General features: G+C 66.9%; 20 protein-coding genes and 1 pseudogene. 11 read left to right on the forward strand and 10 right to left on the reverse strand.

The window, feature by feature from the left end:
• Positions 1–17 precede the first annotated feature (17 nt).
• The 7 genes from dxs to C556_RS0104700 all read left to right on the forward strand — a co-directional run bounded on the left by dxs (position 18) and on the right by C556_RS0104700 (position 6,084).
• Entirely contained in the window at positions 18–1,862 is a 1,845-nt protein-coding gene (gene dxs, locus C556_RS0104670) for a 1-deoxy-D-xylulose-5-phosphate synthase (protein WP_018747069.1), read from the forward strand.
• 10 nt (positions 1,863–1,872) lie between these two features.
• On the forward strand, positions 1,873–2,514 hold the full coding sequence (gene tmk / locus C556_RS0104675) for a dTMP kinase (protein ID WP_018747070.1): 642 nt from the start codon (positions 1,873–1,875) through the stop codon (positions 2,512–2,514).
• Complete coding sequence (gene holB / locus C556_RS0104680) at positions 2,511–3,521, forward strand: DNA polymerase III subunit delta' (RefSeq protein ID WP_018747071.1); 1,011 nt, start codon at positions 2,511–2,513, stop codon at positions 3,519–3,521. The genes tmk and holB overlap by 4 nt, the downstream gene beginning before the upstream one ends.
• Positions 3,522–3,881: a PilZ domain-containing protein gene (locus C556_RS0104685; RefSeq protein WP_018747072.1), complete on the forward strand. Its 360-nt coding sequence runs from the start codon at positions 3,522–3,524 to the stop codon at positions 3,879–3,881. It abuts the gene before it with no gap.
• A gap of 149 nt (positions 3,882–4,030) precedes the next feature.
• On the forward strand, positions 4,031–4,801 hold the full coding sequence (locus tag C556_RS0104690) for a TatD family hydrolase (RefSeq protein ID WP_018747073.1): 771 nt from the start codon (positions 4,031–4,033) through the stop codon (positions 4,799–4,801).
• Positions 4,798–5,592 (forward strand): MBL fold metallo-hydrolase, encoded by a 795-nt coding sequence (locus C556_RS0104695; RefSeq protein WP_018747074.1) that lies wholly within the window; start codon positions 4,798–4,800, stop codon positions 5,590–5,592. The genes C556_RS0104690 and C556_RS0104695 overlap by 4 nt, the downstream gene beginning before the upstream one ends.
• A gap of 114 nt (positions 5,593–5,706) precedes the next feature.
• On the forward strand, positions 5,707–6,084 hold the full coding sequence (locus tag C556_RS0104700) for a DUF2237 family protein (protein WP_018747075.1): 378 nt from the start codon (positions 5,707–5,709) through the stop codon (positions 6,082–6,084).
• A 181-nt stretch (positions 6,085–6,265) separates the two neighbouring features.
• Here the strand turns inward: C556_RS0104700 and C556_RS0104705 are convergent, their stop codons facing one another.
• The 6 genes and pseudogenes from C556_RS0104705 to C556_RS24245 form a co-directional block, all read right to left on the reverse strand.
• Positions 6,266–6,877, reverse strand: a complete 612-nt coding sequence (locus C556_RS0104705; protein ID WP_018747076.1) for a DUF2238 domain-containing protein — start codon at positions 6,875–6,877, stop codon at positions 6,266–6,268.
• A 59-nt stretch (positions 6,878–6,936) separates the two neighbouring features.
• Positions 6,937–7,413 carry a hypothetical protein gene (locus tag C556_RS0104710; protein ID WP_018747077.1) on the reverse strand — a complete coding sequence of 159 codons (477 nt, stop codon included), beginning with the start codon at positions 7,411–7,413 and terminating at the stop codon, positions 6,937–6,939.
• A 131-nt stretch (positions 7,414–7,544) separates the two neighbouring features.
• The gene (locus tag C556_RS0104715) at positions 7,545–8,318 is read right to left on the reverse strand and encodes a MetQ/NlpA family ABC transporter substrate-binding protein (RefSeq protein ID WP_018747078.1); all 774 of its coding nucleotides are present in this window, start codon (positions 8,316–8,318) and stop codon (positions 7,545–7,547) included.
• A gap of 124 nt (positions 8,319–8,442) precedes the next feature.
• Positions 8,443–9,108 (reverse strand): methionine ABC transporter permease, encoded by a 666-nt coding sequence (locus tag C556_RS0104720; protein WP_018747079.1) that lies wholly within the window; start codon positions 9,106–9,108, stop codon positions 8,443–8,445.
• On the reverse strand, positions 9,105–9,392 hold the full coding sequence (locus C556_RS24330; RefSeq protein ID WP_434533733.1) for an NIL domain-containing protein: 288 nt from the start codon (positions 9,390–9,392) through the stop codon (positions 9,105–9,107). Before C556_RS24330 ends, C556_RS0104720 begins: the two co-directional genes overlap by 4 nt.
• A pseudogene (locus C556_RS24245) lies at positions 9,384–10,115 on the reverse strand (methionine ABC transporter ATP-binding protein); the annotation flags it as partial. The pseudogene C556_RS24245 and the gene C556_RS24330, both read right to left, overlap by 9 nt.
• A gap of 617 nt (positions 10,116–10,732) precedes the next feature.
• Between C556_RS24245 and C556_RS0104730 the strand changes: the two are divergent.
• Positions 10,733–14,506: a DUF2339 domain-containing protein gene (locus C556_RS0104730; protein WP_026262812.1), complete on the forward strand. Its 3,774-nt coding sequence runs from the start codon at positions 10,733–10,735 to the stop codon at positions 14,504–14,506.
• Entirely contained in the window at positions 14,503–15,885 is a 1,383-nt protein-coding gene (locus C556_RS0104735) for a DUF3999 domain-containing protein (protein WP_211214668.1), read from the forward strand. Before C556_RS0104730 ends, C556_RS0104735 begins: the two co-directional genes overlap by 4 nt.
• Positions 15,886–16,120: 235 nt before the next feature.
• On the opposite strand, the gene thiD is transcribed toward C556_RS0104735, so the two are convergent.
• Genes thiD through thiM form a run of 3 tightly spaced genes read right to left on the reverse strand, consistent with a single transcriptional unit; the run spans position 16,121 to position 18,356 of the window.
• Entirely contained in the window at positions 16,121–16,918 is a 798-nt protein-coding gene (gene thiD / locus C556_RS0104740) for a bifunctional hydroxymethylpyrimidine kinase/phosphomethylpyrimidine kinase (protein WP_018747083.1), read from the reverse strand.
• Positions 16,915–17,556: a thiamine phosphate synthase gene (gene thiE, locus C556_RS0104745; protein ID WP_018747084.1), complete on the reverse strand. Its 642-nt coding sequence runs from the start codon at positions 17,554–17,556 to the stop codon at positions 16,915–16,917. The genes thiD and thiE overlap by 4 nt, the downstream gene beginning before the upstream one ends.
• Positions 17,553–18,356: a hydroxyethylthiazole kinase gene (gene thiM / locus C556_RS0104750; RefSeq protein ID WP_018747085.1), complete on the reverse strand. Its 804-nt coding sequence runs from the start codon at positions 18,354–18,356 to the stop codon at positions 17,553–17,555. Before thiM ends, thiE begins: the two co-directional genes overlap by 4 nt.
• A gap of 840 nt (positions 18,357–19,196) precedes the next feature.
• Between thiM and C556_RS19335 the strand changes: the two genes are divergently transcribed.
• Positions 19,197–20,318: a glycosyltransferase family 2 protein gene (locus tag C556_RS19335; RefSeq protein ID WP_211214669.1), complete on the forward strand. Its 1,122-nt coding sequence runs from the start codon at positions 19,197–19,199 to the stop codon at positions 20,316–20,318.
• A 79-nt stretch (positions 20,319–20,397) separates the two neighbouring features.
• Positions 20,398–21,378: a radical SAM protein gene (locus C556_RS23745; RefSeq protein ID WP_051083208.1), complete on the forward strand. Its 981-nt coding sequence runs from the start codon at positions 20,398–20,400 to the stop codon at positions 21,376–21,378.
• 116 nt (positions 21,379–21,494) lie between these two features.
• On the opposite strand, the gene htpG is transcribed toward C556_RS23745, so the two are convergent.
• Complete coding sequence (gene htpG / locus C556_RS0104775; protein ID WP_018747090.1) at positions 21,495–23,378, reverse strand: molecular chaperone HtpG; 1,884 nt, start codon at positions 23,376–23,378, stop codon at positions 21,495–21,497.
• Positions 23,379–23,468 lie beyond the last annotated feature (90 nt).

A 23,468-nucleotide genomic window follows, 5' to 3' on the forward strand; every position in this document is an offset into this window, starting at 1 on the left:
GCACGGGCCCATCCACCATGACGTCGCTTCTCGACACCATCACCTGTCCCGCGGACCTGCGCCGCCTGGAGCGCCGTGCGCTGCCGCAACTGACCGCCGAACTGCGCGCCTTCCTGCTCGACTCGATCAGCAGCACCGGCGGCCACTTCGCGTCCAACCTGGGCGCGGTGGAACTCACCGTGGCGCTGCACTACGTGTTCGACACCCCGCACGACCGGCTGGTGTGGGATGTGGGCCACCAGAGCTATCCGCACAAAATCCTCACCGGCCGCCGCCAGCTGATGCACACCATGCGCAAGCAGGGCGGGCTGGCCGGGTTCCCCAAGCGCGAGGAAAGCGAGTACGACACCTTCGGCGTCGGCCACTCCAGCACCTCGATCGGCGCCGCGCTGGGCTTCGCCGAGGCGGCCAAGCTCAAGGGCGAGGAGCGCCGCGCCATCGCCGTGATCGGCGACGGCGCCATGACCGCCGGCCAGGCGGTGGAGGCGCTGTTCAACGCCGGCCACCGCGACGTGGACCTGCTGGTGATCCTCAACGACAACGAGATGTCGATCTCGCCCAACGTCGGCGCCTTCAACAACTACCTGGCGCGGCTGCTGTCGGGCAAGTTCTACAACGGCTTCCGCAATGCCTCGGGCAAGGTGCTCGGCGCGGTGCCGCCGCTGCGCGAGCTGGCGAAAAAGGGCGAGGAGCACGTCAAGGGCTTCTTCTCGCCGGCCACGCTGTTCGAGGAGCTGGGCTTCAACTACATCGGCCCCATCGACGGCCACGACCTCGACACCCTGCTCACCACGCTGAACAACATCAAGCAGCTGCGCGGGCCGCAGTTCCTGCACGTGGTGACCAAGAAGGGCCAGGGCTACAAGCTGGCGGTGGACGACCCGGTGAAGTACCACGCCGTCACCCCGTTCACGCCGGAGAACGGCATGGCCGGCGGCAAGGGCGGCGGCAAGATCAACTACACCCAGGTGTTCGGCGACTGGCTGTGCGACATGGCGCGGCTGGACGACAAGCTGGTCGGCATCACCCCCGCTATGCGCGAGGGCTCGGGGCTGGTGCGCTTCGAGCAGGAATTCCCCGAGCGCTATTTCGACGTCGGCATCGCCGAGCAGCACGCCGTCACCTTCGCCGGCGGTCTGGCCTGCGAAGGGCTCAAGCCGGTGGTGGCGATCTACTCCACCTTCCTGCAACGCGGCTACGACCAGTTGATCCACGACGTGGCATTGCAGAACCTGGACGTCACCTTCGCCATCGACCGCGCCGGGCTGGTCGGCGCCGACGGCCCCACCCACGCCGGCTCGTTCGACCTGTCGTACCTGCGCTGCGTGCCCAATATGGCGGTGCTGGCGCCGGCCGACGAGAACGAATGCCGCCAGATGCTGTACAGCGCTTATCAGCACCCCGGCCCGGCCGCGGTGCGCTACCCGCGCGGCACCGGCCCCGGCGTGGCGGTCGAGGCCGAGATGACCGGCGTGCCGTGGGGGCGCGGCGAGATTCGCCGCCAGGGCGCCAAGGTGGCGATCCTGGCCTTCGGCACCCTGCTGGAGGCCGCGTTGCAGGCCGGCGAGGCGCTGGATGCCACCGTCGCCAACATGCGCTTCGTCAAGCCGCTGGACACCGCGCTGATCGCACAACTGGCCGCCGGCCACGACCTGCTGGTCACGGTCGAGGAGAACGCCATCATGGGCGGTGCCGGCAGCGCCGTGCTGGAGGCGCTGGCCGCCGCCGGCATCGCCAAACCGGTGTTGCAGCTCGGCCTGCCCGACAGCTACGTGGAGCACGGCGAACAGAAGCAACTGCTGGTCGAATGCGGGCTGGACGGCGCGGGCATCGCCGCCAGCATCCGTGGCCGGCTGGCGTGAAGTCATTCCCATGACCCAAGCCCGCGGCCGCTTCATCAGCGTCGAAGGCGTCGACGGCGCCGGCAAGAGCACCCAGCTGGCGTGGCTGGCGCAATGGCTGACCGCGCGCGGCGTGCGGCTGGTGCAGACCCGCGAGCCGGGCGGCACGCCGCTGGGCGAGCGGCTGCGCGAGTGGCTGCTGGCCGAGCCGATGCACCTGGAGACCGAAGCGCTGCTGATGTTCGCCGCGCGGCGCGAGCATCTGGCCGCCGTGATCGAGCCGGCGCTGGCGCGCGGCGACTGGGTGCTGTGCGACCGCTTCACCGACGCCAGCTTCGCCTACCAGGGCGGCGGGCGCGGGCTGGCGCCGGCCAAGGTGGCGGCGCTGGAGGACTGGGTGCAGGGCAGCGGCGCCGCGCGCGTCGAGCCCGATCTCACCCTGCTGTTCGACGTGCCGCCGGAAGTCTCCGCCGCGCGTCTGGCGCAAGGGCGCGAGCTGGATCGCTTCGAGCGCGAGGCCGCCGATTTCCACGCGCGGGTGCGCGACGCCTACCTGGCGCGCGCCGCCAGCGCACCGCAACGCATCCGCGTGATCGACGGCCGCGGCACGCCGGAACAGATCCAGGCGGCGCTGGCGCGGCAATTGCCCGACTGGCTGGGGCTGGCGGCATGAACGGCCTGACGCTCTACCCCTGGCAGCAGACCACCTGGGATGCGCTGCTCGCCGGCACCGCGCGCATGCCGCACGCGTTGCTGCTCACCGGCGAGGCCGGCATCGGCAAGCGCCGCTTCGCCGAACGGCTGGCCGCCTGGTTCCTGTGCGAGGCGCCGGGCAAGACCAGCGAGCCGTGCGGCGTCTGCGAGAGCTGTCGCTGGTTCGCCGCCGGCAACCATCCTGACTACCGCGTGCTGGCGCCCGGCGACGACGCCGACGAGGAAGAGGAGGGCACCAAGGCCAAGCGGCGTTTTCCCACCATCGGCGTGGACGACGTGCGCGAGCTGAACGACTTCGTCAACCTGACCTCGCATCGCGGCGGCGCGCGCGTCACCGTGGTCTATCCGGCCGAAAGCCTGAACCTGGCTGCCGCCAACGCGCTGCTCAAGACGCTGGAGGAGCCGCCGGCCGGCGCCCAGTTCATCCTGGTGGCGCACCACTGGCGGCGCCTGTTGCCCACCATCCGCAGCCGCTGCCGCATCTTTCCGCTGCCGATGCCCGAGCATCGCGCCGCGGCCGCCTGGCTGGCGCAGCACGGCGTGGTCGATCCCGAACTGCACCTGCACCACAGCGGCGGCGCGCCGCTGGCGGCGCTGGAGGATGCCGGCGCCGACTGGCTGGGCACCCGCCGCGCGCTGCTGGAGCACCTGGCCAATCCTGGCGCGTTGGACGTGCTGGCGGTGGCGGGCGAGCTGGAGAAATCCAAGCTGGACGCCGCGCTGGTCATCGCCTGGCTCCAGAAATGGGTCTACGATCTGGTCAGCATGGGGTTGGCCGGCGTTGTCCGGTACTATCCCGACTGCAAGGACGACCTGACCCGGTTGTCCGTGCGGGCGCCGCAACTGCTGAAGTACGCCGAGCGCCTGCTGGAGGCCCAGCGTTTGGCGCATCACCCGCTGAACCTGCGGCTGGTGTACGAAACCCTCCTCAACGACTACGTGGCGGCATTCCGCAAGGGGCGCTAGATGGAAGCACCGAAGCAGGCCAGCCGGCCGGGCGTTCTTTCGCTCAACATCAAGGAAAAGGCGGCGCTGTACGCCTCCTACATGCCGTTCGTGACCGGCGGCGGCATCTTCATTCCCACCTCCAAGCCGTACCGGCTGGGCGACGAGGTATTCATGCTGCTGTCGCTGCTGGACGACCCGGCCAAGATCGCCGTCTCCGGCCATGTGGTCTGGGTGACGCCGCAGGGCGCGCACAACAACCACCAGCAGGGCATCGGCGTGCGCTTCTCCAGCAACGAAGCCGGCGCCCAGGCCCGCAACAAGATCGAAGCCCTGCTGGGCGGCTATCTGCAAAGCAGCCGGACCACGCATACGATGTGAGGTGCGCTTTGCGCACCGGGAAGGGGGAAGAGGGAAGGGAGAAGGGTAAAAGCAACAGCCACAGCCACGACGCTTTGGACTTTACCCTTCCCTCTTCCCCCTTCTCCCTTCCCGCTCTATCTCTTTCTCCCCCCTCACCGCCTCACGCCATGTTCGTAGACTCCCACTGCCACATCAATTTCCCCGAACTCGCCGAGCGTATCGACGAGCTGCTGGCCGCGATGGCCGAGAATCGGGTGACGCATGCGCTGTGTGTGTCGGTGAACCTGCCCGAGTGGCCGAGCGTGATGGCGCTGGCCGAGGCGCACGACAATCTCTTCGCCTCGGTGGGCGTCCACCCCGACTACGAGGATGTGGAGGAACCCACCGTCGCCGGCCTGGTCGAGCTGGCGCAGCGCCCCAGGGTGGTCGCCATCGGCGAGACGGGGCTCGACTACTACCGCTTGCAGGGCGACCTGGGCTGGCAGCGCGAGCGCTTCCGCGTGCATATCCGCGCGGCGCGCCAGACCGGCCTGCCGCTGATCATCCACACCCGCGCCGCCAGCGAGGACACCATCCGCATCCTCCAGGAAGAGGGCGCGGCCGAGGTCGGCGGGGTGATGCACTGCTTCACCGAAAGCTGGGAGGTGGCGCAGGCGGCGATGGAACTGGGGTTCTATATCTCGTTCTCCGGCATCGTCACCTTCAAGAAGGCCGAGGAACTGAAGGAAGTGGCGCGGCGCGTGCCGCTGGAGCGCATGCTGATCGAAACCGACTCGCCGTATCTGGCGCCGGTGCCGTTCCGCGGCAAGACCAACCAGCCGGCGTGGGTGAAGCACGTGGCCGAGCACATCGCCGACCTCAAGGGCGTGCCGGTGGCCGAAGTGGCGGCCACTACCACCGACAACTTCTTCAAGCTGTTCCGGCGGGCCGTGCCATGAGCCGCCCGCCCGCGCCGGAACGGGTGACCGTCACGCTGCTGGGTGTCGGTTCCAGCGGCGGCACCCCGGCGCTGGGCTGCACCTGCCCCACCTGCACCTCACGCGACCCGCGCAACACCCGCACCCGGACTTCGGCGGTGTTCGGCGTGGGCAACGTCAACCTGCTGATCGACACCGGGCCCGACCTGCGCCAGCAGGCATTGCGCGAGCAGTTGCTGCGGCTGGACGCGGTGCTGTACACCCATCCGCACGCCGACCATATCCATGGCATCGACGACCTGCGCGCCTGGTGCTGGCTGCAAAAGGGCGCGCTGCCGGTGTACGGCAACCAGCTCACGCTGGAACACATCAAGAGCCGCTTCACCTACACCCTGCTCAGTCCCAACGAATACTGGGACAAGCCGGTGCTGACGCTGCACGAGGTGGAGCACGAGTCCTTCCTCGCCGGCGGGGTGCGGGTGCAGCCGATCCCGCTGCTGCATGGCAAGTGGCCGGTGCTGGGATTCCGCGTCGGCAAGGTGGCGTACCTGACCGACGTGTCCGAGATACCCGAATCCAGCTTCGCCCTGCTGGAGCAGCTGGACGTGCTGCTGCTGGACTGCCTGCGCGAGCGCGAGCACCCCACGCACCTGAGCGTGGAACAGTCGCTGGCGATGGCGCGGCGCATCGGCGCGCGCCGCACCGTGCTGATCCACATGACGCACGAACTGGAATACCACGCCCTGAGCGAACGCCTGCCACCCGGCGTCGAGGTCGGCTACGACGGCATGCGCCTGGAAGGCGGCTTCTGAGCCTGCGGGGAAACCGCCTGCCGACCCCGGTCGATGCGCTCGGCGCCATTGCCGGCCAGCAAGCGCCGGGATGTCTGTCCATACTGTGAACGCCGTCACGGGAAGGAGAGCGTCATGGATGAAATCGTGCAGTTGAGCGTGCTGGGCCTGCCGCTGTTCCCGTGCAATTTCGACCCGCTCACCGGCTACGAGCGCACCGGCTTCTGCGCCGAATGCCAGGGCGACGCGGGGCAGCACACGGTCTGCGCGCAGATGACCGAGGAGTTCCTGGCGTTCTCCGCCGAGCGCGGCAACGACCTCAGCACCCCGCGCCCCGACTGGGGCTTTCCCGGCCTCAGGCCGGGCGATCACTGGTGTGTCTGCGCCGGACGCTGGATCGAAGCGCTGCTGGAAGGCAAGGCCCCGCCGATCCTGCTGGCGGCCACCCACGAAGCCATCCTGGAACACCTGTCGCTGGAAACCCTGGTCGAACACGCGCTGGATCGGCCGTAGGCTGGGAGCCGAAACCCCACGTCTTGAACCACAGAGGACACAGAGAACACAGAGGGGTCACTGAGAAAACCGTACCCCGAAACACCCGAAACTGCTTTGGGGTTCTCTGTGTAACTCCGTGTTCTCACTGTTCTCTGTGGTTCAAGGTGTGGGGGTTCTCAATGTGCCCGGCCTTCGCCCATTACACCGGCTTCACCGCCAGCCGCGCCATCTGCCGGTCGTGCCAGCGCGACAGCAGTGTCAGCGCCACCAGCGCGCCCAGCAGGGCGAAGCCCATGTCGGACTGGGTGTCCCACTCGTAGCCCTGGGTGCCGAGGAATTCGTCCGCGCCCTGGCCCATGATCACCGCCGCGCCCCATTCGATCAGCTCGTACACCGCCGACACCGCCATCGCCACGCAGCCGGAGAGAAAGCCCGCCATCAGGCGGTGGCGCGGGTTGAGGTAGCGCCCGCGCAGCAGGATCTCGCGCGCCACCAGCGCCGGCACGAAGCCCTGGGCGAAGTGGCCGATCTTGTCGTAGGGATTGCGGCTCAGCCCGAACCAGTCCTCCATCCAGAAACCGAGCGGTACGTGGGCGTAGGTGTAGGCGCCGCCGTAGATCAGGATCAGCGCGTGCGCGGCGATCAGCAGGTACAGCAGCGAGGTGAGCGGAAAACTGCGGCGGGTGGCGATCAGCAGCGGCGCCGCGATCAGCACCGGCAGCACTTCCATCAGCCAGGTCAGGCGGTCGGTGGGCGAGATGCCGGACACGACCAGTGCGATGGCGACCACGGCGAGCAGCAGGACGGGCATGGCGGGCGACCCAGGGGCAAAGGACGCACTATGCCAAAGCCCGGCCGTTGCCGCGAGTGTCAGTCCGGCTGGCGCCGCAGGCAGCTGTCCGTCTCCACCTCGGTGGCGCCCGATTGCAGGATGCCCAGCGCGTAGCCCTTGAGCGCCACCGCGCCCGACAGGCACAGCCGGTCGCCGTCGATGCGATAGGCCAGCTGACGGTCGAGCGGTTGGCCGCCGATATCGCCCTGCACGTGGAAGATCACATTGCTGCGCTGGAGGTAACGCAGCGCCGCCGCCGGCAGCGGATCGCCCTGTGGCTGGGTGCAGGCGGCGTCGCGGTAGTGATGCACGCTGGCGTCGAGGCGGTCGGGGGCGGTGAAGCGCAGTTCGTTGCGTGCCCAGGCCGGGCCGTCGGGCGCGGCGCGGGGCGGCACGGCGGCGCAGGTTTCGCTCAGCCAGCGGCCGGGCAATGCCTCGGCGGGCGCGGGCGGCGCGGCGCAGCTCAGGCCGGATGCCGCAAGCGCGGCCAGGATGAACAGGGGGCGACAGGACATGGGTGGCTCCGCTCGGTCGATCCGTCATTGTCGGCACGCCCCGGCCCGCGTCGCGCGTGAAAATGCCGCGCCCGGAACGAAAACAGGCCGCGCGAGGCGGCCTGTTGCGGGGCGTCGATGCGATCAGGCGATCAGAACGCCGGCACCACCGCGCCCTGGTACTTCTGTTCCAGGAACTGCTTCACTTCCGGGCTGTGCAGCGCGGCGGCCAGCTTCTTCATGGCCGGGCTGTTCTTGTTGTCCGGGCGGGCCACCAGGATGTTCACGTAGGGCGACTGCTTGCCTTCGATGGCCAGCGCGTCCTTGGACGGGTTCAGCTTGGCTTCCAGCGCGTAGTTGGTGTTGATCAGCGCCAGGTCCACCTGGTTCAGCACGCGCGGCAGGGTGGCGGCTTCCAGTTCCTTGATCTTCAGCTGCTTGGGGTTGCCGGCGATGTCCTTCACCGTGGCCAGGATGTTCTTGTTGTCCTTCAGCTTGATCACGCCGGCCTTGTCCAGCAGCAGCAGCGCGCGGCCACCGTTGGTGGGGTCGTTCGGGATCGCCACGGTGGCGCCCTTCGGCAGGTCGGCCAGCTTCTTGATCTTGGTCGAGTAGGCGCCGAACGGCTCGACGTGCACGCCGGTGACCACCACCAGGTTGGTGCCCTTGCCCTTGTTGAATTCATCGAGGTAGGGCTTGTGCTGGAAGAAGTTGGCGTCCAGGCGCTTCTCGGCCACCTGCACGTTCGGCTGCACGTAGTCGGTGAACACCTTCACGTCCAACTCGACGCCCTGCTTGGCGAGCTGCGGCTTCACGAATTCCAGGATTTCGGCGTGCGGCACGGCGGTGGCGGCCACGGTCAGCTTGTCGGCGGCGTGGGCCGACAGGGCCGCGAACGCGGCGACGAGTGCGAGCAGTTTCTTCATTGGATGTTCCTTTTGGGAGGGGAGGATGCGGCCGTTCGGGGTTGGCCCGGCGGCGCGAATGGATACTTCAGGCCAGCGCCGTGGCGCTGGCGGAACTACATCGGAAGGCGAGTCGGGCCATGCGTCATTTCCGCGAAAAGTGCACCACCAGCCGGTCGCCCAGCATCTGCAAACCCTGCACCAGCACCACCAGCAGCACCACGGTCACGATCATCACGTCAGTCTGGTAACGCTGGTAGCCGTAGCGGATCGCCAGGTCGCCCAGGCCGCCGCCGCCGATGACGCCGCTCATGGCGGTATACGACACCAGCGTGATCGCGGTGACGGTGACGGCGGCGACGATGCCGGGCAGCGCCTCGGGCAACAGCGCGTGCAGCACGATCTGGCGGGTGCTGGCACCCATCGCCTGGGTGGCCTCGACGATGCCGCGATCCACTTCGCGCAGCGCGGTCTCCACCAGCCGGGCGAAGAACGGCGTGGCGCCGACCACCAGGGTGGGAATGGCGCCGGCCACGCCCAGCGAGGTGCCGGTGATCAGCACCGTGACCGGGATCATCAGGATGATCAGGATCACGAACGGGATCGAGCGCACCACGTTGGCGACGAACGACAGCACGCCGAACAGCAGCGGCTGCTCCAGCATCTGGCGGCGCGCGGTGAGGAACAGCAGCACGCCCAGCGGCAGGCCCAGCAGCACGGTGAACAGCAGCGAGCCGCCCAGCATGGCCAGCGTATCCAGCGTGGCGGTCCAGATTTCCGCCCAATCGATGTTGACGAACAGTTGGTTCATGGGCGCAGCACCTCCACCGTGATCCGGCGCGCGGCCAGTTGTTGCAGCGCGGCATCCACGCCGTCGCCGGTGAATGCCACCGTGAGCTGCCCGTAGGGGCTCTCCTTGATGCGGTCGATGCGGCCGGCCAGGATGCTGAAATCGATGCCGGTGTTACGCGCCACGTCGCCCAGCACCGGCGCGTAGGTGGCATCGCCCTTGAAGGTCAGCCGCACCACGCGGCCGGGCACGTGGGCGTAGTCGTCCACCTGCTCGCCCTCGTCCACGTGCTCGGCCTCCAGCACGAAGCGGCGGGTGGTCGGGTGCTGCGGATGCAGGAACACCTCGGCCACCGGGCCCAGCTCCACCACGCGCCCGGCGTCCAGCACCGCCACGCGGTCGCACACGGTGCGCACCACGTCCATCTCGTGGGTGATGATGACGATGGTCAGCCCCAGCTCGCGGTTGATCTCGGCCAAGAGCCGCAGCACCGAGCGGGTGGTCTGCGGGTCGAGCGCGCTGGTGGCCTCGTCGCACAGCAGGATGGAAGGCTCGGTCGCCAGCGCGCGGGCGATGCCCACCCGCTGCTTCTGCCCGCCCGACAGCTGCGCCGGATACTTGTCGGCGTGCTCGGTGAGGCCGACGCGGGCCAGCAGCGCCGCCACCCGCGCCTTGATCGCGGGCGCGTCGCGCAGGCCCGCCAGCTTCAGCGGAAACGCCACGTTCTCGGCCACGGTCTTGGACGACAGCAGGTTGAAGTGCTGGAAGATCATGCCGATGCCGCGGCGCAGGTCGCGCAGGCCGGCATCGGGCAGCGCGGTGATGTCGCGGCCGTCGATCAGCACCTGGCCCTGGGTGGGGCGCTCCAGCAGGTTGATCAGGCGCACCAGCGTGGATTTGCCGGCGCCGGAATGGCCGATGATGCCGAACACCTCGCCGGCGGCGATCTCGAAGTCGATGCCCGCCAGCGCCGGCACATCCTTGCCGGCGACCAGGTACGACTTGTGGATATTCTGGAAACGAATCACGACGCGCTCTTGTGGATATTGCTTTTATTGGTCCGCAGTATGGCCGATGGCGGGGGGAGCCTGCTGTAAGCGCCTGTTCGTGCGCGCGAAGGCAGACGACTTCCCTGACGATCGCGCGATTGTAGAAGCCTGGCGGAACGTCGGATATTAGCGCTAACCGTTATAAAGCCAAAAATCTTATGGCGATATGCAAATATCGCTCGGCTGCTGTGGGTAACGCCTGCATTGGTAACCCTAAATCTTGAAACACAGAGAGCACAGAGAACACGGAGATTCACAGAGAAAGGCGAAAGGACGAGCAAGGCATGGTGCTCGCCCGCCATCTGGATATTTGTCGCCGCGCCCCATGCCGATTCCGCTTCGCTCTTTCTTCTGCTTTTCTCCGTGGGACTCCGTGTTCTCTGTGCCCTCTGTGTTTCAAGATTTAGGGTTTGGGTTTCCACCCGACACCTCCCCCACCGCGGTTTGCCCCCTTTCCCCCACTGCCTATACACTGCGTCGACATCAATTGCTTACGCGAAACCAAACAGGTATTTGGGTAAGCCGCAAGACCACGGCGAAGCGTGGCGACGGGCGCGCGGCGCCGGTCAGCAAGAACAGGGCAGGGGGGCGGTGCGATGGAATGGATACTGGTCATTGGCGGGCTATTGCTCGGCGCGTTGTTCGGCTCAGCGATCGGCGACAGCGCCATGGGCGCGGTGGTCGGCCTCGGCATCGCGCTGGCGATCATCGCCGGACGGGTGCAGGAGGCGCAGCGCCGGCTCCAGCGCGATCTGGAGGCGTTCATCAAGCGCTTCGATCACGGCACCGGGGTGATGCACCAGCGGGTGCTGACGCTAGAGCGCCATGCCAGCGGCGCCCCGGCCCCGGCGGCGGCTGACGAGACGCTCGCGGAGCCGGTTCCGCTGGCCGACGCGGCGGCTGAGGTCGCCGAACCCGCGCCGGCCGAACGCCAGGTCGCGCCCACGCCAGCCGCCGCGCTCTCCAACGAAGCGCTCCAGGCGGCGCTGGACCTGCCCGGGTCGGCGCCCGCCGAAGTTGCGCAGCCCGAGACGTCCGAACCGGCGTTGCTGGAGATCGCCCCGTCGGTCGAGGCCGAAGCCACCACGCCATTGGCCGTCGAGCCGATCGAGATCGACGCCGCGGCCAGCGAAGTCTCCGCCGCCGAATCCGCACCGGCCGAAGCCAAGCCATCCATTTCTGCACCCGCCGCCAAACCCGCCGCGCCGGTCGTGCCGCGCGTTCCCGCGCAACCGGACATCTTCGAGCGCGCCTACAACGCCGCGCGCGACTGGCTGCTGGGCGGCAACACCGTGCTGCGCATCGGCGTGGTGCTGTTGTTCCTCGGTCTGGCCTTCCTGCTGCGCTACGCCACCGAAGGCATGGTGATGCCGCCGCAGGCGCCGTACCTGGGCACCGCCGCAGCCGCGCTGGCGCTGCTGGGCCTGGGCTGGTGGCTGCGCGGGCGCCGCGCCGGCTACGCGCTGATCCTGCAAGGCACCGGCGTCGCGGTGCTGTATCTCACGGTGTTCGCCGGCATCAAGCTCTATCCCGAACTGAACGATGGCGCGATCCTGATCCCGGCCAGCGCCGGCTTCGTGCTGCTGGTGCTGGTGTCGGTGTTCGCCGCCGTGCTCGCGGTATTGCAGGACGCGCGCGGCATGGCCGCCGCCGCCGCGCTGGGCGGCTTCGCCACGCCGATCCTGGCGTCCACCGGCGGCGGCAACCACGTGGCGTTGTTCAGCTACTTTGCGCTGCTCAACGCCGGCATCTTCGCCATCGCCTGGTTCAAGGCGTGGCGCGTGCTCAACCTGATCGGCTTCGTTGGCACCTTCGGCATCGGCTTCGCCTGGGGCCTTCGCGGCTACCGCCCGGAACTGTTCGCCAGCACCGAGCCGTTCCTGATCCTGTTCTTCCTGATGTACCTGGCCATCGGCCTGCTGTTCGCCCGGCGCAAGCTGCGCGAGGCCGGCGACGCGCCCGCCGAGGGCGACCGCCAGGCGCTGCTGCACTGGTCGCTGCGCCAGGGCGACTACCTGGACGGCACGGTGCTGTTCGGCACCCCGCTGATCGGCTTCGGCCTGCAATACGCGGTGATCCGCCACCTGGAATTCGGCGCCGCCTTCAGCGCGCTGGCGCTGGGGCTGATCTACCTGGGACTGGCGCGACTGCTCAGCGGCCGCCGCGTGCTGCTGCTGATGGAAGCCTGCCTGGCGCTGGGCGTGGTGTTCGCCAGCCTGGCGATCCCGCTGGGCCTGGACGCGCGCTGGACCTCGGCCGCCTGGGCGGTGGAAGGCGCCGGCATCTACTGGCTGGGCCTGCGACAACGCCGCCCGGTGGCGCGCGGCTTCGCCCTGCTGTTGCAACTGGGCGCGATGCTGGCCTTCCTCGGCGACCTGCGCAGCGGCACCGATACCGTGCTGGACGGGGCGCCGCTGGGGGCATTGATGCTGGGCGTCGCACTGCTGTTCGGCTGGTGGCAGGCGCGACGCCAGCGCGACGCGCTGGCCGACTGGGAGCCCGGCGTGCAGCCGTGGCTGGCCGGGCTGGGGCTGGGTTTCGTCTACCTGATCGCCGCGCTGTGCCTGGGCGTGACCGGCACCGCCATCGCCTGGGCGCTGGCCGGGCTGGCGACGGTGTTCGCCGGCCTGCGGCTGGGCTCGCGCACCTTCCTCGGCTGCGCCTTCGCGGTGCAGTTGCTGGGCGGCGCGCTGTTCCTGCTCAACCTGGACGGCGCCGGCCTGGGCAGCGGCGCCGGGCTGGGCGACGGCTGGCGCGATCTGCTGACCGCGTCGCTGGTCGGGCTGGCGCTGATCGGCGGCATGGTCTGCGCCGCGCGCGACGACAAGGTGCGCGCCGACAAGGCGCTGCTGACCGGCCTGAGCGTGGTGCTGCTGGCCGGATTGGTGCTGATCAATCTCGCCGTGCTGTTCGTGCTGCCGTGGCGCGTTGCCAGCGCGGTATGGGGCGGCAGCGGCCTGTTGATCGCCTGGCTGTGCCTGGGGCTGCGCCAGCGCGTCGGCTTCGTGTTCGGGCTGGTGTTGCAGGGGGTGGGCGGCTTGAGCTTCCTGCTGCTGGGCCCGGCGTTGTTCGGCCCGGCCGACCCCGCGCTCGCCCCGCTGGCGCATGCCGGCTTCTGGACCCCGGCGGTGCTGTCGCTGGCGGCGCTGGTCGGTGCCTGGCGCCTGCATCGCGCGGCGGTGCGCGAAGAGGCCGCGCCGCTGGGTGCGGCCACGCTGCAACCGCTGGCCACCGTGCTGCTGTACTGGGGTGTGGGCTGGTGGGCGCTGACCGCGCTGGGCGAGGTCGTGCGCTTCGTCGAGCCGGCGCTGCGCGATCACCTGCTGCTGGCGGTGGCCGCGTTCAGCGTGCTGGCGTGGCAATGGCTGGCGCGGCGCGAACGCTGGCATGCGCTGGCGCTGGTCTGCGTGGCCCTGCCGGTGCTCGGCCTGCCGGTATTGCTGCTCGGCCTGGAGGCGGGCGACTACCTGCCGTTGGCCGACTGGGGCTGGCTGGCCTGGCCGGCGCTGGCGCTGGCGCATTGGACCGCGTTGCGCCGGCTGGACGACCTGCTGCCCGCGCGGCTGGTGCGCGTCGGCCATCTGGTCGGCTGCTGGCTGCTGCTGTGGGTGGCGGCGCAGGAGCTGCGCATGCTGCTCGCACTGCTGGCCGAGCACGACAACGCCTGGCGCTGGCTGGGCTGGATGCTGGTGCCGAGCGCCTTCCTGGCGCTGATGGCCGGCACCCGCCGCCTGCCGTGGCCGGTGGCCGCGTATCCGGCCACCTACCGCATCGAGGCCGCCCTGCCGGTGGCGGCGCTGACGCTGTTATGGTTCTGGCTGGCCAACCTGTTCAGCGACGGCGCGGCCGCGCCGTTGCCCTACCTGCCGCTGCTCAACCCGCTGGAGCTGGGCGCGCTGATCGCGCTGGCCGCCACCTATCGCTGGGCCGACTACGCGCTGGCGTCGCAGGCGGCGCCCCGGCCGGTGTGGCGGCGCGCGTTGCTGGCGGTGGCCGGCGCGTCGGTGCTGCTGTTGCTGACCCAGGCGGTGTGCCGCACCGTGCATCACTGGAGCGGCGTGCCGTTCGAGCAGGTCGCCCTGCTGGGCTCGATGCAGGTGCAGGCCGGCTGGTCCATCGTCTGGACGCTGTGCGCGCTGGCGCTGATGGTGTTCGGCCATCGCCGCGTCGATCGCGAGCTGTGGATGGTCGGCGCCGCGTTGATCGGCGTGGTGGTGGTCAAGCTGTTCTTCGTCGAGCTGGGCAACCGCGGCGGGCTGGAGCGCATCGTGTCGTTCATCGGCGTCGGCGTGCTGCTGCTGATCGTCGGCTATTTCTCGCCGCTGCCGCCGCGCCGTGCGCCGGCCGTGCCCGAACCGGAGCAACCATGATGTCGCTGGGTCGATCCGTTGTTGTCCGCCTGTTGTGCCTGGGCACCGTGCTGTGGGCCGCCGCCGCGCCGGCCGCCGACGGGCCCGACGACTACGCCGTGCGCGCGCCGCTCGCGTTGTCCGGCCAGGGGCCGTGGTACCGGCTGACACTGCCGTTCGACGCCCGCCTGGCCGCGCGCCATGCCGACCTGCGCGACCTGCGGGTGTTCGACGCCCAGGGCCAGGCCGTGCCCTACGCGCTGCGCGAAGCCACCGCGCCCGCCACCCGCAGCCAGCAGGAGATCGGCGCCAAGCTGTTCCCGCTGCGCGGCCCCGCGGGCGAAACCACCACCAGTGGCGCGCTGCGGGTCCTGCGCAACAGCGAAGGCACCATCGTCGAAGTGCCGGCCGCGCCGGCGGGCAGCGGCGAGCCGGTGTTGCGCGGCTGGCTGCTCGACCTGGGCGCGGGCAAGGACCGGCCGCGCCGGCTGACCCTGAGCTGGGGCGAGGCGGACGAAGGCTTCCAGCGCTTCGCCATCGACACCAGCGACGACCTGAACGACTGGCGCCCGCTGGGCAGCGGGCAGATCGCGCGCTTCAGCTTCAACGGCGAGCATATCGACCAGCCCGAGGTCGAGCTGCCCGACGCGCCGGCACGCTATCTGCGGCTGCAATGGCTGTCGCCGCAGCAGGCGCCCGAGCTACGCACCGCGCGGCTCGACGGCACCCGCAGCCAGGGCGGCGGCGCCACGCTGAGCTGGTCCGGGCCGCTGTCCGGCCGCGTCGGCAAGGATGGCGAGTACCTGTACCGCCTGCCGCTGGCGTTGCCGCTGACCGCGATGCGGGTGTCGCTGGACCAGCCCAACACGGTGGCGCCGGTGACGGTGTCGGGCCGCCTGAACGATCACGCGCCGTGGCAGTGGCTGATGGCCGGTGTGCTGACGCGGGTACCGGCGGGCAAGGAGGAAATCCGGCTGGAAGAGATCGTGCTGCCGGGGCAGAAGGTGAACGAACTCAAGCTGGCGCCGGACCAGCGCGGCGCGGGCCTGGGCGCGCAGGCGCCCGCGGTGCGGGTGGCGCTGCCGGCGATGGAACTGGTGTTCCTGGCGCGCGGCACCCCGCCGTACCGCCTGGCGCTGGGCAAGGCCAACGCGCAATCGGCGGCATTGCCGCTGACGACCTTGGTGCCCGGCTACGACGATGCCAGGCTGGCGGCGATGGGCAGCGCCAAGGCGGACCTCGCCCCCGCCGACGCCGCGCGGCAAACGGCCTCGGCCACCGCCGTGGCGGCCGGCGGCGACTGGCGCCGCTGGGCGCTGTGGGGCCTGCTGCTGGCCGGCGTCGGCCTGCTGGCCGCGATGGCGGCCAGTCTGGTCAGGCGCTCGCGGCGAGAGGAGTAAAACCCGCTAAACCCCAAATCTTGAAACACAGAGGGCACAGAGAACACAGAGCGCCACGGAGGAAACCAAACAAACAGAGAGAAGCAAACCAGCGTCATTCATGGTGGCTTCATCTACGCAGAAGATGCGCGCAGCGCCTTTCTTCTTTCCCTCTGTTTTTCGGTTTTCTCTGTGAAACTCCGTGTTCTCTGTGCCCTCTGTGTTTCAAGATTTGGGGTTTAGCGGGGTTAACCTCTCACCACCACGCGTGGAAGTGATGCACCGGGCCGATGCCGTGGCCGATCTGTAGCTGGTCGGCGGCGGCCAGGGCGGCCAGCAGGTAGTCGCGTGCGGCGGCGACCGTCGCTGGCCAGTCGTCGTGGCGCGGGCGCAGGGCGGCCAGCGCGGCGGACAGCGTGCAGCCGGTGCCGTGGGTGTTGCGGGTGGGCAGACGCAGGCCGGCGAAGCGGGTTTCGCCTTGCGGGGTGATCAGCCAGTCCGGGCTTTCGTCGCCGCCCAGGTGACCGCCCTTCATCAGCACGGCCTTGGCGCCGGCCTCCAGCAGCGCGCGGCCCTGTTCGCGCATGGCGGTTTCGTCGGTGGCCACGTCGCAGCCGAGCAGCGCGGCGGCTTCGGGCAGGTTGGGGGTGATCAGCGACGCCTGCGGCAACAGCGCGTCGCGGATCGCCGCCACCGCTTCGGGCGCCAGCAGCGGGTGCCCGCCCTTGGCGATCATCACGGTATCGAGCACCACGTGCTGCGGGCGATGCCGCGCCAGACCGTCGGCCACCGCCAGCGCGATGTCGGCGTTGGCCAGCATGCCCAGCTTGACCGCGTCCACGCGGATGTCGGCGAACACCGCGTCGAGCTGCGCCGCGACGAATTCGGGCGGCACCGGGTGCACCGCCGTCACGCCCCGGGTGTTCTGCGCGGTGAGCGCGGTCAGCACGCTCATGCCGTAGGCGCCCAGCGCGGAGAAGGTCTTGAGGTCGGCCTGGATGCCGGCGCCGCCGCCCGAGTCCGAGCCGGCGATGGTCAGGGCGTGGGGGATCATGCGCGGGCTCCGTCGATTTCCCGGCGCAGCGCGCGGGTGGCGGTGGGGATGTCCGGCTGGCCGCAGATCGCCGAGACCACGGCGACGCCGTCGGCGCCCGCCGCGATCACCGGGGCGGCGTTGCCGGCCTTGATGCCGCCGATGGCGACCACCGGCAGCGGCTTGGCGGCCATCAGGTCGCCGAACAGGTCGAGGCCGATCACCGGCGAGGCGTCGGCCTTGGTGCCGGTGGGATGGACCGGGCCGACGCCCAGGTAGTCGATCAGCCCGAGCGGCGCGTCGGCCAGTTGCGCGGCGTTGGACGCCGACAGGCCGATGATCCTGCCGGCTCCGAGCAGGCGGCGCGCGGCATCCGGCGGCAGGTCGGCCTGGCCGATGTGCACGCCGTCGGCCTGCATCGCCAGCGCCACGTCGATCTGGTCGTTGATGATCAGCGGTACGCCCAGCGGTGCCAGCACCGCTTTCAATACGGTGGCGGTCTCCAGCCACTGGCGCTTCTTCCAGTTGGGCGCGCGCAGCTGCACCATGGTCGCGCCGTTGGCGGCCGCGGCGCGGGCGGTGTCGATCATGCCCTGCGCGCCGCCGCACAGGTCCGGGTCCAGCACCAGGTACAGCGAAAGGTCGAATTGGGGCTTCACAGGTCCAGCTCCCGCAGCTTGTTGGGGTCGAGCAGGTACAGCGCGTCGAGCAGGGCGAAGGCGAACGAGCCGGGGCCGTCGCTGGCCGCCTCGGCGCGCTCGCCGCAGATGCCCATCACCGCGCAGGCGGCGGCTACCGCGTGCAGGCGGTTGGGTGCGTGGGCGGTGAAGGCGGCCACCAGCGCCGACAGCGCGCAGCCGGTGCCGACCACGCGGGTCAGCATCGGGTGGCCCCACGGCGTGGCCCAGGTGGTGTCGCCGTCGGTGATGTAGTCGGTCTCACCGGTGACGGCGACGATGGCGCCGGTGTCGCGCGCCAGTTGCTTGGCGGCGGTGACGGCGTTCTGCGAGCCGATGGTGCTGTCCACCCCGCGCCCGGCGCCGCCGAAGCCGGCCAGCGCCAGGATCTCCGAGGCGTTGCCGCGAATGGCGGTCGGCCGCTTGGCGATCAGTTCGCGGCAGGCGTCGGTGCGGTAGTCGAGCACGCCGACGGCCACCGGGTCCAGCGTCCACGGCGTGCCGGCGGCGTTCGCCGCGTCGACCGCCAGCCGCATCGCGGCCAGCCGCGTCGGGTACAGCGTGCCGACGTTGATCAGCAAGCCGCCGGCCAGCGCGGCGAAGGCGCCGGCTTCTTCTTCGGCGACGATCATCGCGGGCGCCGCGCCGGTGGCCAGCAGCACGTTGGCGCTGATCTCCTGGACGACTTCGTTGGTCAACAGATGCACCAGCGGCTGTTCGGCGCGCAGGCGGGCCAGCTCGTCGGCGACGATCTTGAGCGGCAGGGTGGCGGGGGAGGACATGGTGGGCTCCTTTTCCGCGCAGGGAAAGGCCGCCTTGGACTTCCCTACGCCGGCATGATCCGGATCAGGTGATACGGGTGTTTCCTAGAGCCTGTTCAACGCCTTTTCGCGGCAGCGCCGGGCCGGAAAAAGGTCAGGCACAAGGCGTGCGACGCAGGCAATAACCGGTTATTTCCAAGGAGCACAACGCAGTGGATGACCTTTTTCCGGCCCGGCCCGGAGGGTTCGGGGCATTGCCGGCGCGCTGCTGCGTTGCACGCCGCTCACGGTATTCATACCGCCGCGCGTCCTGCGCCTTGCCGCACACCGGCACTGCCCCGAACGCTGCCGCGAAAAGGCGTTGAACAGGCTCTCGGCCCGCGCTCTCGCTGCAAACCAGGGTGGGCACCCCGAGTCAGGGGCCGATTGTCCGCCTGACTATGGAGTGCCACAAGGGAGTGAGGTCAAATGTCATGCAGATGCGAGACGGCTGGACAGGCGGCTCTTCCTCGCGTGATAAACTCGCTTGCCAGTGGGCCCACGCCTTTGCTCCGTTCAGATCAATAAGGGTAGCCCGGGGCTGCAGGCAGGGAGCAGGATCGGTCGAGTTGTTCCGTCTTTGCTGCTCCACTCAGGGAATAGAAAGAGCGTCGACGATATTATTTTATATACAGGTATGTAGTTGAGCGAGTTTCTTGCCAAGGTCGGTAACTCGCTTAAAGAGAAGGTTGTGGTTGTCGTCTGGCATTTGTGACTAAAAATAAATGCATGGATTGGTATTTTTTATAGAATTGGCCAGTATTTCTCATGCGCGAAATAATAATATGGGTGTTGACGATCCCCGTGGCAATCACATGTTTCATGACACTCTCCTTGCTGCTGGTTTATTTTTTCCGATCGCCAAAACAATTTCAGGGTGTTGAGCTGCCGCGGGTCTCTGTGTTGGTGCCGTTTTACAACGAAGATGCCGATGTGCTTGTCAAGGTATTGAGCCTTCTCGATGCCCAGCGTTACCCTCTTCCCCTTCAGGTCGTGCTCATCGACGATGGCTCCAGCAATGAGACGCCTGAACGAATTAAGTCCTGGCTGGCGTTGCCACGTCGACAAAAATATCTCCTGCTGACTCGCCCAAAGAATGGTGGGCGTAAAGGCTATGCGCTTGATTATGCGCTTGCTTCCGGAGAGCTCGAAGGGTCTGCGTATGTCGTGGTCGACAGCGACACTTATATTGCGGAAGAAGGTATTTATCATCTCGTTGCTAAGTTGTGGAGCGATTCGCGCTATGCTGCTGTCTGCGGGTTTATTTCCCCAGAAAATCATCAGGGTTCATTGATAGGCTCATTGCAATATTATGAGCATATTGGATTTTATGGGGCCATCCGGGCCGCCCAGGATCAATTGGGGGTGGTGCCGGTTCTGGCTGGTGCGTTTGTTGCGCACCGCGCGTCGGTAGTACAGGAAATAGGTGGGTGGGGCGATTGGCTGGTTGAAGATATTTCGTGGTGCTGGAAGGCGCTGGCGGCAAAACACCGCACTGGTTATGCTCCTGATGCTGTTGCCACGACCCAGTGCCCGCGGACACGACAAGCCCTTTTTCGGCAGCGTCGACGATGGGCGCGAGGCCGAGTAGAGGCGTTTGCCACGGCGTGGCGAATGTCTTGGACGAGAGGCCTTTTATTTACGCCTTGGTTTCTGCTCAGTGCATTGCAATTCCTTTTTCCGCCCACTTTGTTGATGTTGCCGCTACTTGTGTTATTCCAGATCTGGCCCCCGCTGCTACTGAGCACATTGACCATGGTCATGTATATGATTTTTACAATGCTTTACGCGAAAAGGCACAAGAATGGGATCAGTGTCGGCTGGCGCACGATGACCAAGATACCTTTGTTTACAGCACTCTTGGAGGTTTTGACCTGGGTTCCAAATGTGCTGGGATATGGCGACGAAATTCTCGGTCGGAAGAAGAGCTGGCTGACTCGTTGATTGCTGTATTGATGTGTAAGCTAGGTTGAGTTGAAATTTCAATGATCCATTGGCGCGGATTGCGCCGGAAGGGGGCGGGGTGTATACGGGGCTGAAGCATACCGAGGAAGCAAAGAAATATTTTGGTGTAAATTGGGCGCTGACTACCAAATGCAATTTTAGATGCAGTTATTGTCACCCTGATTTGCATAATGGAAAAATAAAGACTGCGGACTATTCTGTTGTTTCTGGCTTTGTCAATAGAATATTTGACCATTGTGACGAGCGGGGGCTGGTGCCGTACTTTGAATATGGTGGCGGAGAAGTTACCTATTTGAAATGGTTCGGCGATTTGCTGAGCTTGATAAATCAACGCGGTGGCCTGGTTTCGATTATTTCCAATGGCTCTTCCTCGTTGGACTGGTGGCGAACGCACGTCTCGGCATTACATAGCGCCTGTTTGAGCTTTCATGTGGAAGAAGTTGGGGATCATGAACGATTTATTGAAGTGGTCCGCATCGTCGAACAGTCGCCAACAACTATATTGCACGTGAATGTGATGATGTTGCCGGAGCGTTTTGAAGAATGCCTGAGTTTTGCAAAACGCCTGCGCGAGGAAGTGGCCTGTTCAATTTCACTGCAGCCCCTTTATCACGGCTTTGGAAGCCCGAGTTTGAAGGGGAGGTTTCACTATGATGATGAGCAAGACGAAATCATGAAGAGTTTCCGTGGCAGGGAAAGTGAAAAGAGGCTGCCCGAGCCTAGGGGTTATATGGTGGCAGTCAATCAGGCAGGCGAGGAAGAAAAGAAAGCAGTGTTCGATCTATTGGTGGAACAAAAAACAAACTTTACCGGCTGGCAATGCAATGCTGGAATAGAGAACATCATCGTGATGTTCAGCGGGGAAATCCACCGTGCCTGGTGCATGCAAGGGGGAATGATTGGGCACATTTCCGATGATAATCTATTTCTTCCCGAGCGGCCCATGGTTTGTCAAACCACCATTTGCCAATGTGGGGCAGATATTTGTTCCACCAAGATCAAGGTAGATACGGTTCAGATACCCATCATGATGGTGTGATCGCGATATGTTGGCGGTCGAGGCCAATTGAATGAGTCTGGGGCGCTGTACGATTTTTATGCATATAAAAAGACCGCCTTCAAGGCGGTCTTTTTATATGCGGGTGAAACAGCAACTCAAACCGCCAGGATCAGCCGGTTCAGCCGCTTGACGAAGCCGGCCGGGTCTTCCAGTTGCGCGCCCTCGGCCAGCAGGGCCTGGTCGAACACCACCTGGGTCCAGTCGGCGAAGTCGCCCTGGCCGATGCGTGTCTTCAGCTTTTGCAGCAGCGCGTGGTCGGGGTTGATCTCCAGGATCGGTTTGGTGCTCTGCACTTCCTGGCCGGCGGATTTGAGCAGGCGCTCCAGGTTGCCGCTCATGTCGAAGTTCTCGACCACCAGGCAGGCGGGGCTGTCGGTCAGGCGGGTGGTGACGCGCACTTCCTTCACCTGTTCGCCCAGCGCGCCCTTGATCGCTTCGACCACGTCCTTGAACTCGGTGGCGGCGGCTTCCTGGTGCTGCTTTTCCGCTTCGTCGGCGAACTGGCCGAGGTCGAGTTCGCCCTTGGCGACCGATTGCAGCTTTTTGCCGTCGAACTCGGTCAGGCTGGAGGCGAGCCATTCGTCCACGCGGTCGGACAGCAGCAGCACTTCCAGGCCCTTCTTGGCGAACACTTCCAGGTGCGGGCTGTTGCGCGCGGCGGCCGGGGTCTCGGCGGTGATGAAGTAGATCTTGTCCTGGCCTTCCTTCATCCGGCCGATGTAGTCGGCCAGGCTGACATCCTGGGTGTCGCCGTCGTTGTGGGTGCTGGCAAAGCGCAGCAGCCCGGCGATGCGTTCCTTGTTGGCGAAATCCTCGCCGACACCTTCCTTGAGCACGCGGCCGAATTCGCTCCAGAAGGTGGCGTAGTCGTCCTTGCGGTTTTCGGCCAGGTCTTCCAGCAGGCCCAGTACCTTCTTCACGCAGCCGGACTTGATGGTCTCGACGTCGCGGCTGGCTTGCAGGATTTCGCGGCTGACGTTGAGCGGCAGGTCGTTGGAATCGATCACGCCGCGCACGAAGCGCAGGTATTGCGGCATCAGCTTGTCGTGGTCTTCCAGGATGAACACGCGCTTCACGTAGAGCTTCACGCCGTGGCGGCGCTCGCGGTCGTAGAGGTCGAACGGCGCGCGGCGCGGGATGTACAGCAGCTCGGTGTATTCCTGGCGGCCTTCGATGCGGGCGTGGCTCCACGCCAGCGGGGTCTCGAAGTCGTGGGCGACGTGCTTGTAGAACTCCTGGTACTGCTCTTCGGTGATGTCGGATTTGTTGCGGGTCCACAGCGCGTTGGCCTGGTTCACCGTCTCCAGCTCGGTGCTGGGGATCTCCTTGCCTTCGTCGTCGTAGTCCGGGCGCTTCTGCATGCGGATCGGCAGGTTGATGTGATCGGAATACTTGGTGATCACGCTGCGCAGGCGCCAGTCGTTGAGGAATTCATCCTCGCCTTCCTTCAGGTGCAGCACGATCTCGGTGCCGCGGCCGGCCTTCTCGACATCCTCGACGCTGTATTCGCCGTCGCCGCGCGATTCCCAGCGGGTGGCGTGCGTTTCGCCGGCGCGGCGGGTGGTGAGGGTGACCTGGTCGGCGACGATGAAGGCCGAGTAGAAGCCGACGCCGAACTGGCCGATCAGGTGGCTGTCCTTGGCCGAGTCGCCGGTGAGCTGGCTGAAGAATTCCTTGGTGCCGGAGCGGGCGATGGTGCCGATGTTGGCGATCACTTCGGCGCGGCGCATGCCGATGCCGTTGTCGGCGATGGTGATGGTGCGCGCATCCTTGTCGAAGGCCACGTGGATGCCCAGTTCGCCGTCGCCTTCATACAGATCGTTGTTGTCCAGCGCTTCGAATCTGAGCTTGTCGCAGGCGTCCGATGCGTTGGAGATCAGCTCGCGCAGGAAGATCTCCTTGTTGGAGTACAGCGCGTGGATCATCAGGTGCAGCAGTTGCTTGACCTCGGTCTGGAACCCGAGCGTTTCCTTGCTCATGACGTAACAACCTCCTGGAACGAAAACCCGGCCGGGGCCGGATCGAAAGATGTGGTGGGCAATAGTGGGGACGACGGCAGGGTTTTCAAG

This window comes from Chitiniphilus shinanonensis DSM 23277 (genome assembly GCF_000374805.1).
Taxonomy (GTDB): domain Bacteria; phylum Pseudomonadota; class Gammaproteobacteria; order Burkholderiales; family Chitinibacteraceae; genus Chitiniphilus; species Chitiniphilus shinanonensis.

Excerpts from the sequence above, each read along its gene's own strand:
- tmk (WP_018747070.1), top strand. The coding sequence starts at position 1,873 with ATGACCCAAGCCCGCGGCCGCTTCATCAGCGTCGAAGGCGTCGACGGC.
- C556_RS0104695 (WP_018747074.1), top strand. The coding sequence starts at position 4,798 with ATGAGCCGCCCGCCCGCGCCGGAACGGGTGACCGTCACGCTGCTGGGT.
- C556_RS19335 (WP_211214669.1), top strand. The coding sequence starts at position 19,197 with ATGACACTCTCCTTGCTGCTGGTTTATTTTTTCCGATCGCCAAAACAA.
- C556_RS0104685 (WP_018747072.1), top strand. The coding sequence starts at position 3,522 with ATGGAAGCACCGAAGCAGGCCAGCCGGCCGGGCGTTCTTTCGCTCAAC.
- C556_RS0104720 (WP_018747079.1), bottom strand. The coding sequence starts at position 9,108 with ATGAACCAACTGTTCGTCAACATCGATTGGGCGGAAATCTGGACCGCC.
- C556_RS0104715 (WP_018747078.1), bottom strand. The coding sequence starts at position 8,318 with ATGAAGAAACTGCTCGCACTCGTCGCCGCGTTCGCGGCCCTGTCGGCC.
- C556_RS0104705 (WP_018747076.1), bottom strand. The coding sequence starts at position 6,877 with ATGCCCGTCCTGCTGCTCGCCGTGGTCGCCATCGCACTGGTCGTGTCC.
- htpG (WP_018747090.1), bottom strand. The coding sequence starts at position 23,378 with ATGAGCAAGGAAACGCTCGGGTTCCAGACCGAGGTCAAGCAACTGCTG.
- thiD (WP_018747083.1), bottom strand. The coding sequence starts at position 16,918 with ATGATCCCCCACGCCCTGACCATCGCCGGCTCGGACTCGGGCGGCGGC.
- thiM (WP_018747085.1), bottom strand. The coding sequence starts at position 18,356 with ATGTCCTCCCCCGCCACCCTGCCGCTCAAGATCGTCGCCGACGAGCTG.
- C556_RS0104730 (WP_026262812.1), top strand. The coding sequence starts at position 10,733 with ATGGAATGGATACTGGTCATTGGCGGGCTATTGCTCGGCGCGTTGTTC.
- C556_RS0104735 (WP_211214668.1), top strand. The coding sequence starts at position 14,503 with ATGATGTCGCTGGGTCGATCCGTTGTTGTCCGCCTGTTGTGCCTGGGC.
- holB (WP_018747071.1), top strand. The coding sequence starts at position 2,511 with ATGAACGGCCTGACGCTCTACCCCTGGCAGCAGACCACCTGGGATGCG.
- C556_RS0104710 (WP_018747077.1), bottom strand. The coding sequence starts at position 7,413 with ATGTCCTGTCGCCCCCTGTTCATCCTGGCCGCGCTTGCGGCATCCGGC.
- C556_RS0104700 (WP_018747075.1), top strand. The coding sequence starts at position 5,707 with ATGGATGAAATCGTGCAGTTGAGCGTGCTGGGCCTGCCGCTGTTCCCG.
- C556_RS0104690 (WP_018747073.1), top strand. The coding sequence starts at position 4,031 with ATGTTCGTAGACTCCCACTGCCACATCAATTTCCCCGAACTCGCCGAG.
- dxs (WP_018747069.1), top strand. The coding sequence starts at position 18 with ATGACGTCGCTTCTCGACACCATCACCTGTCCCGCGGACCTGCGCCGC.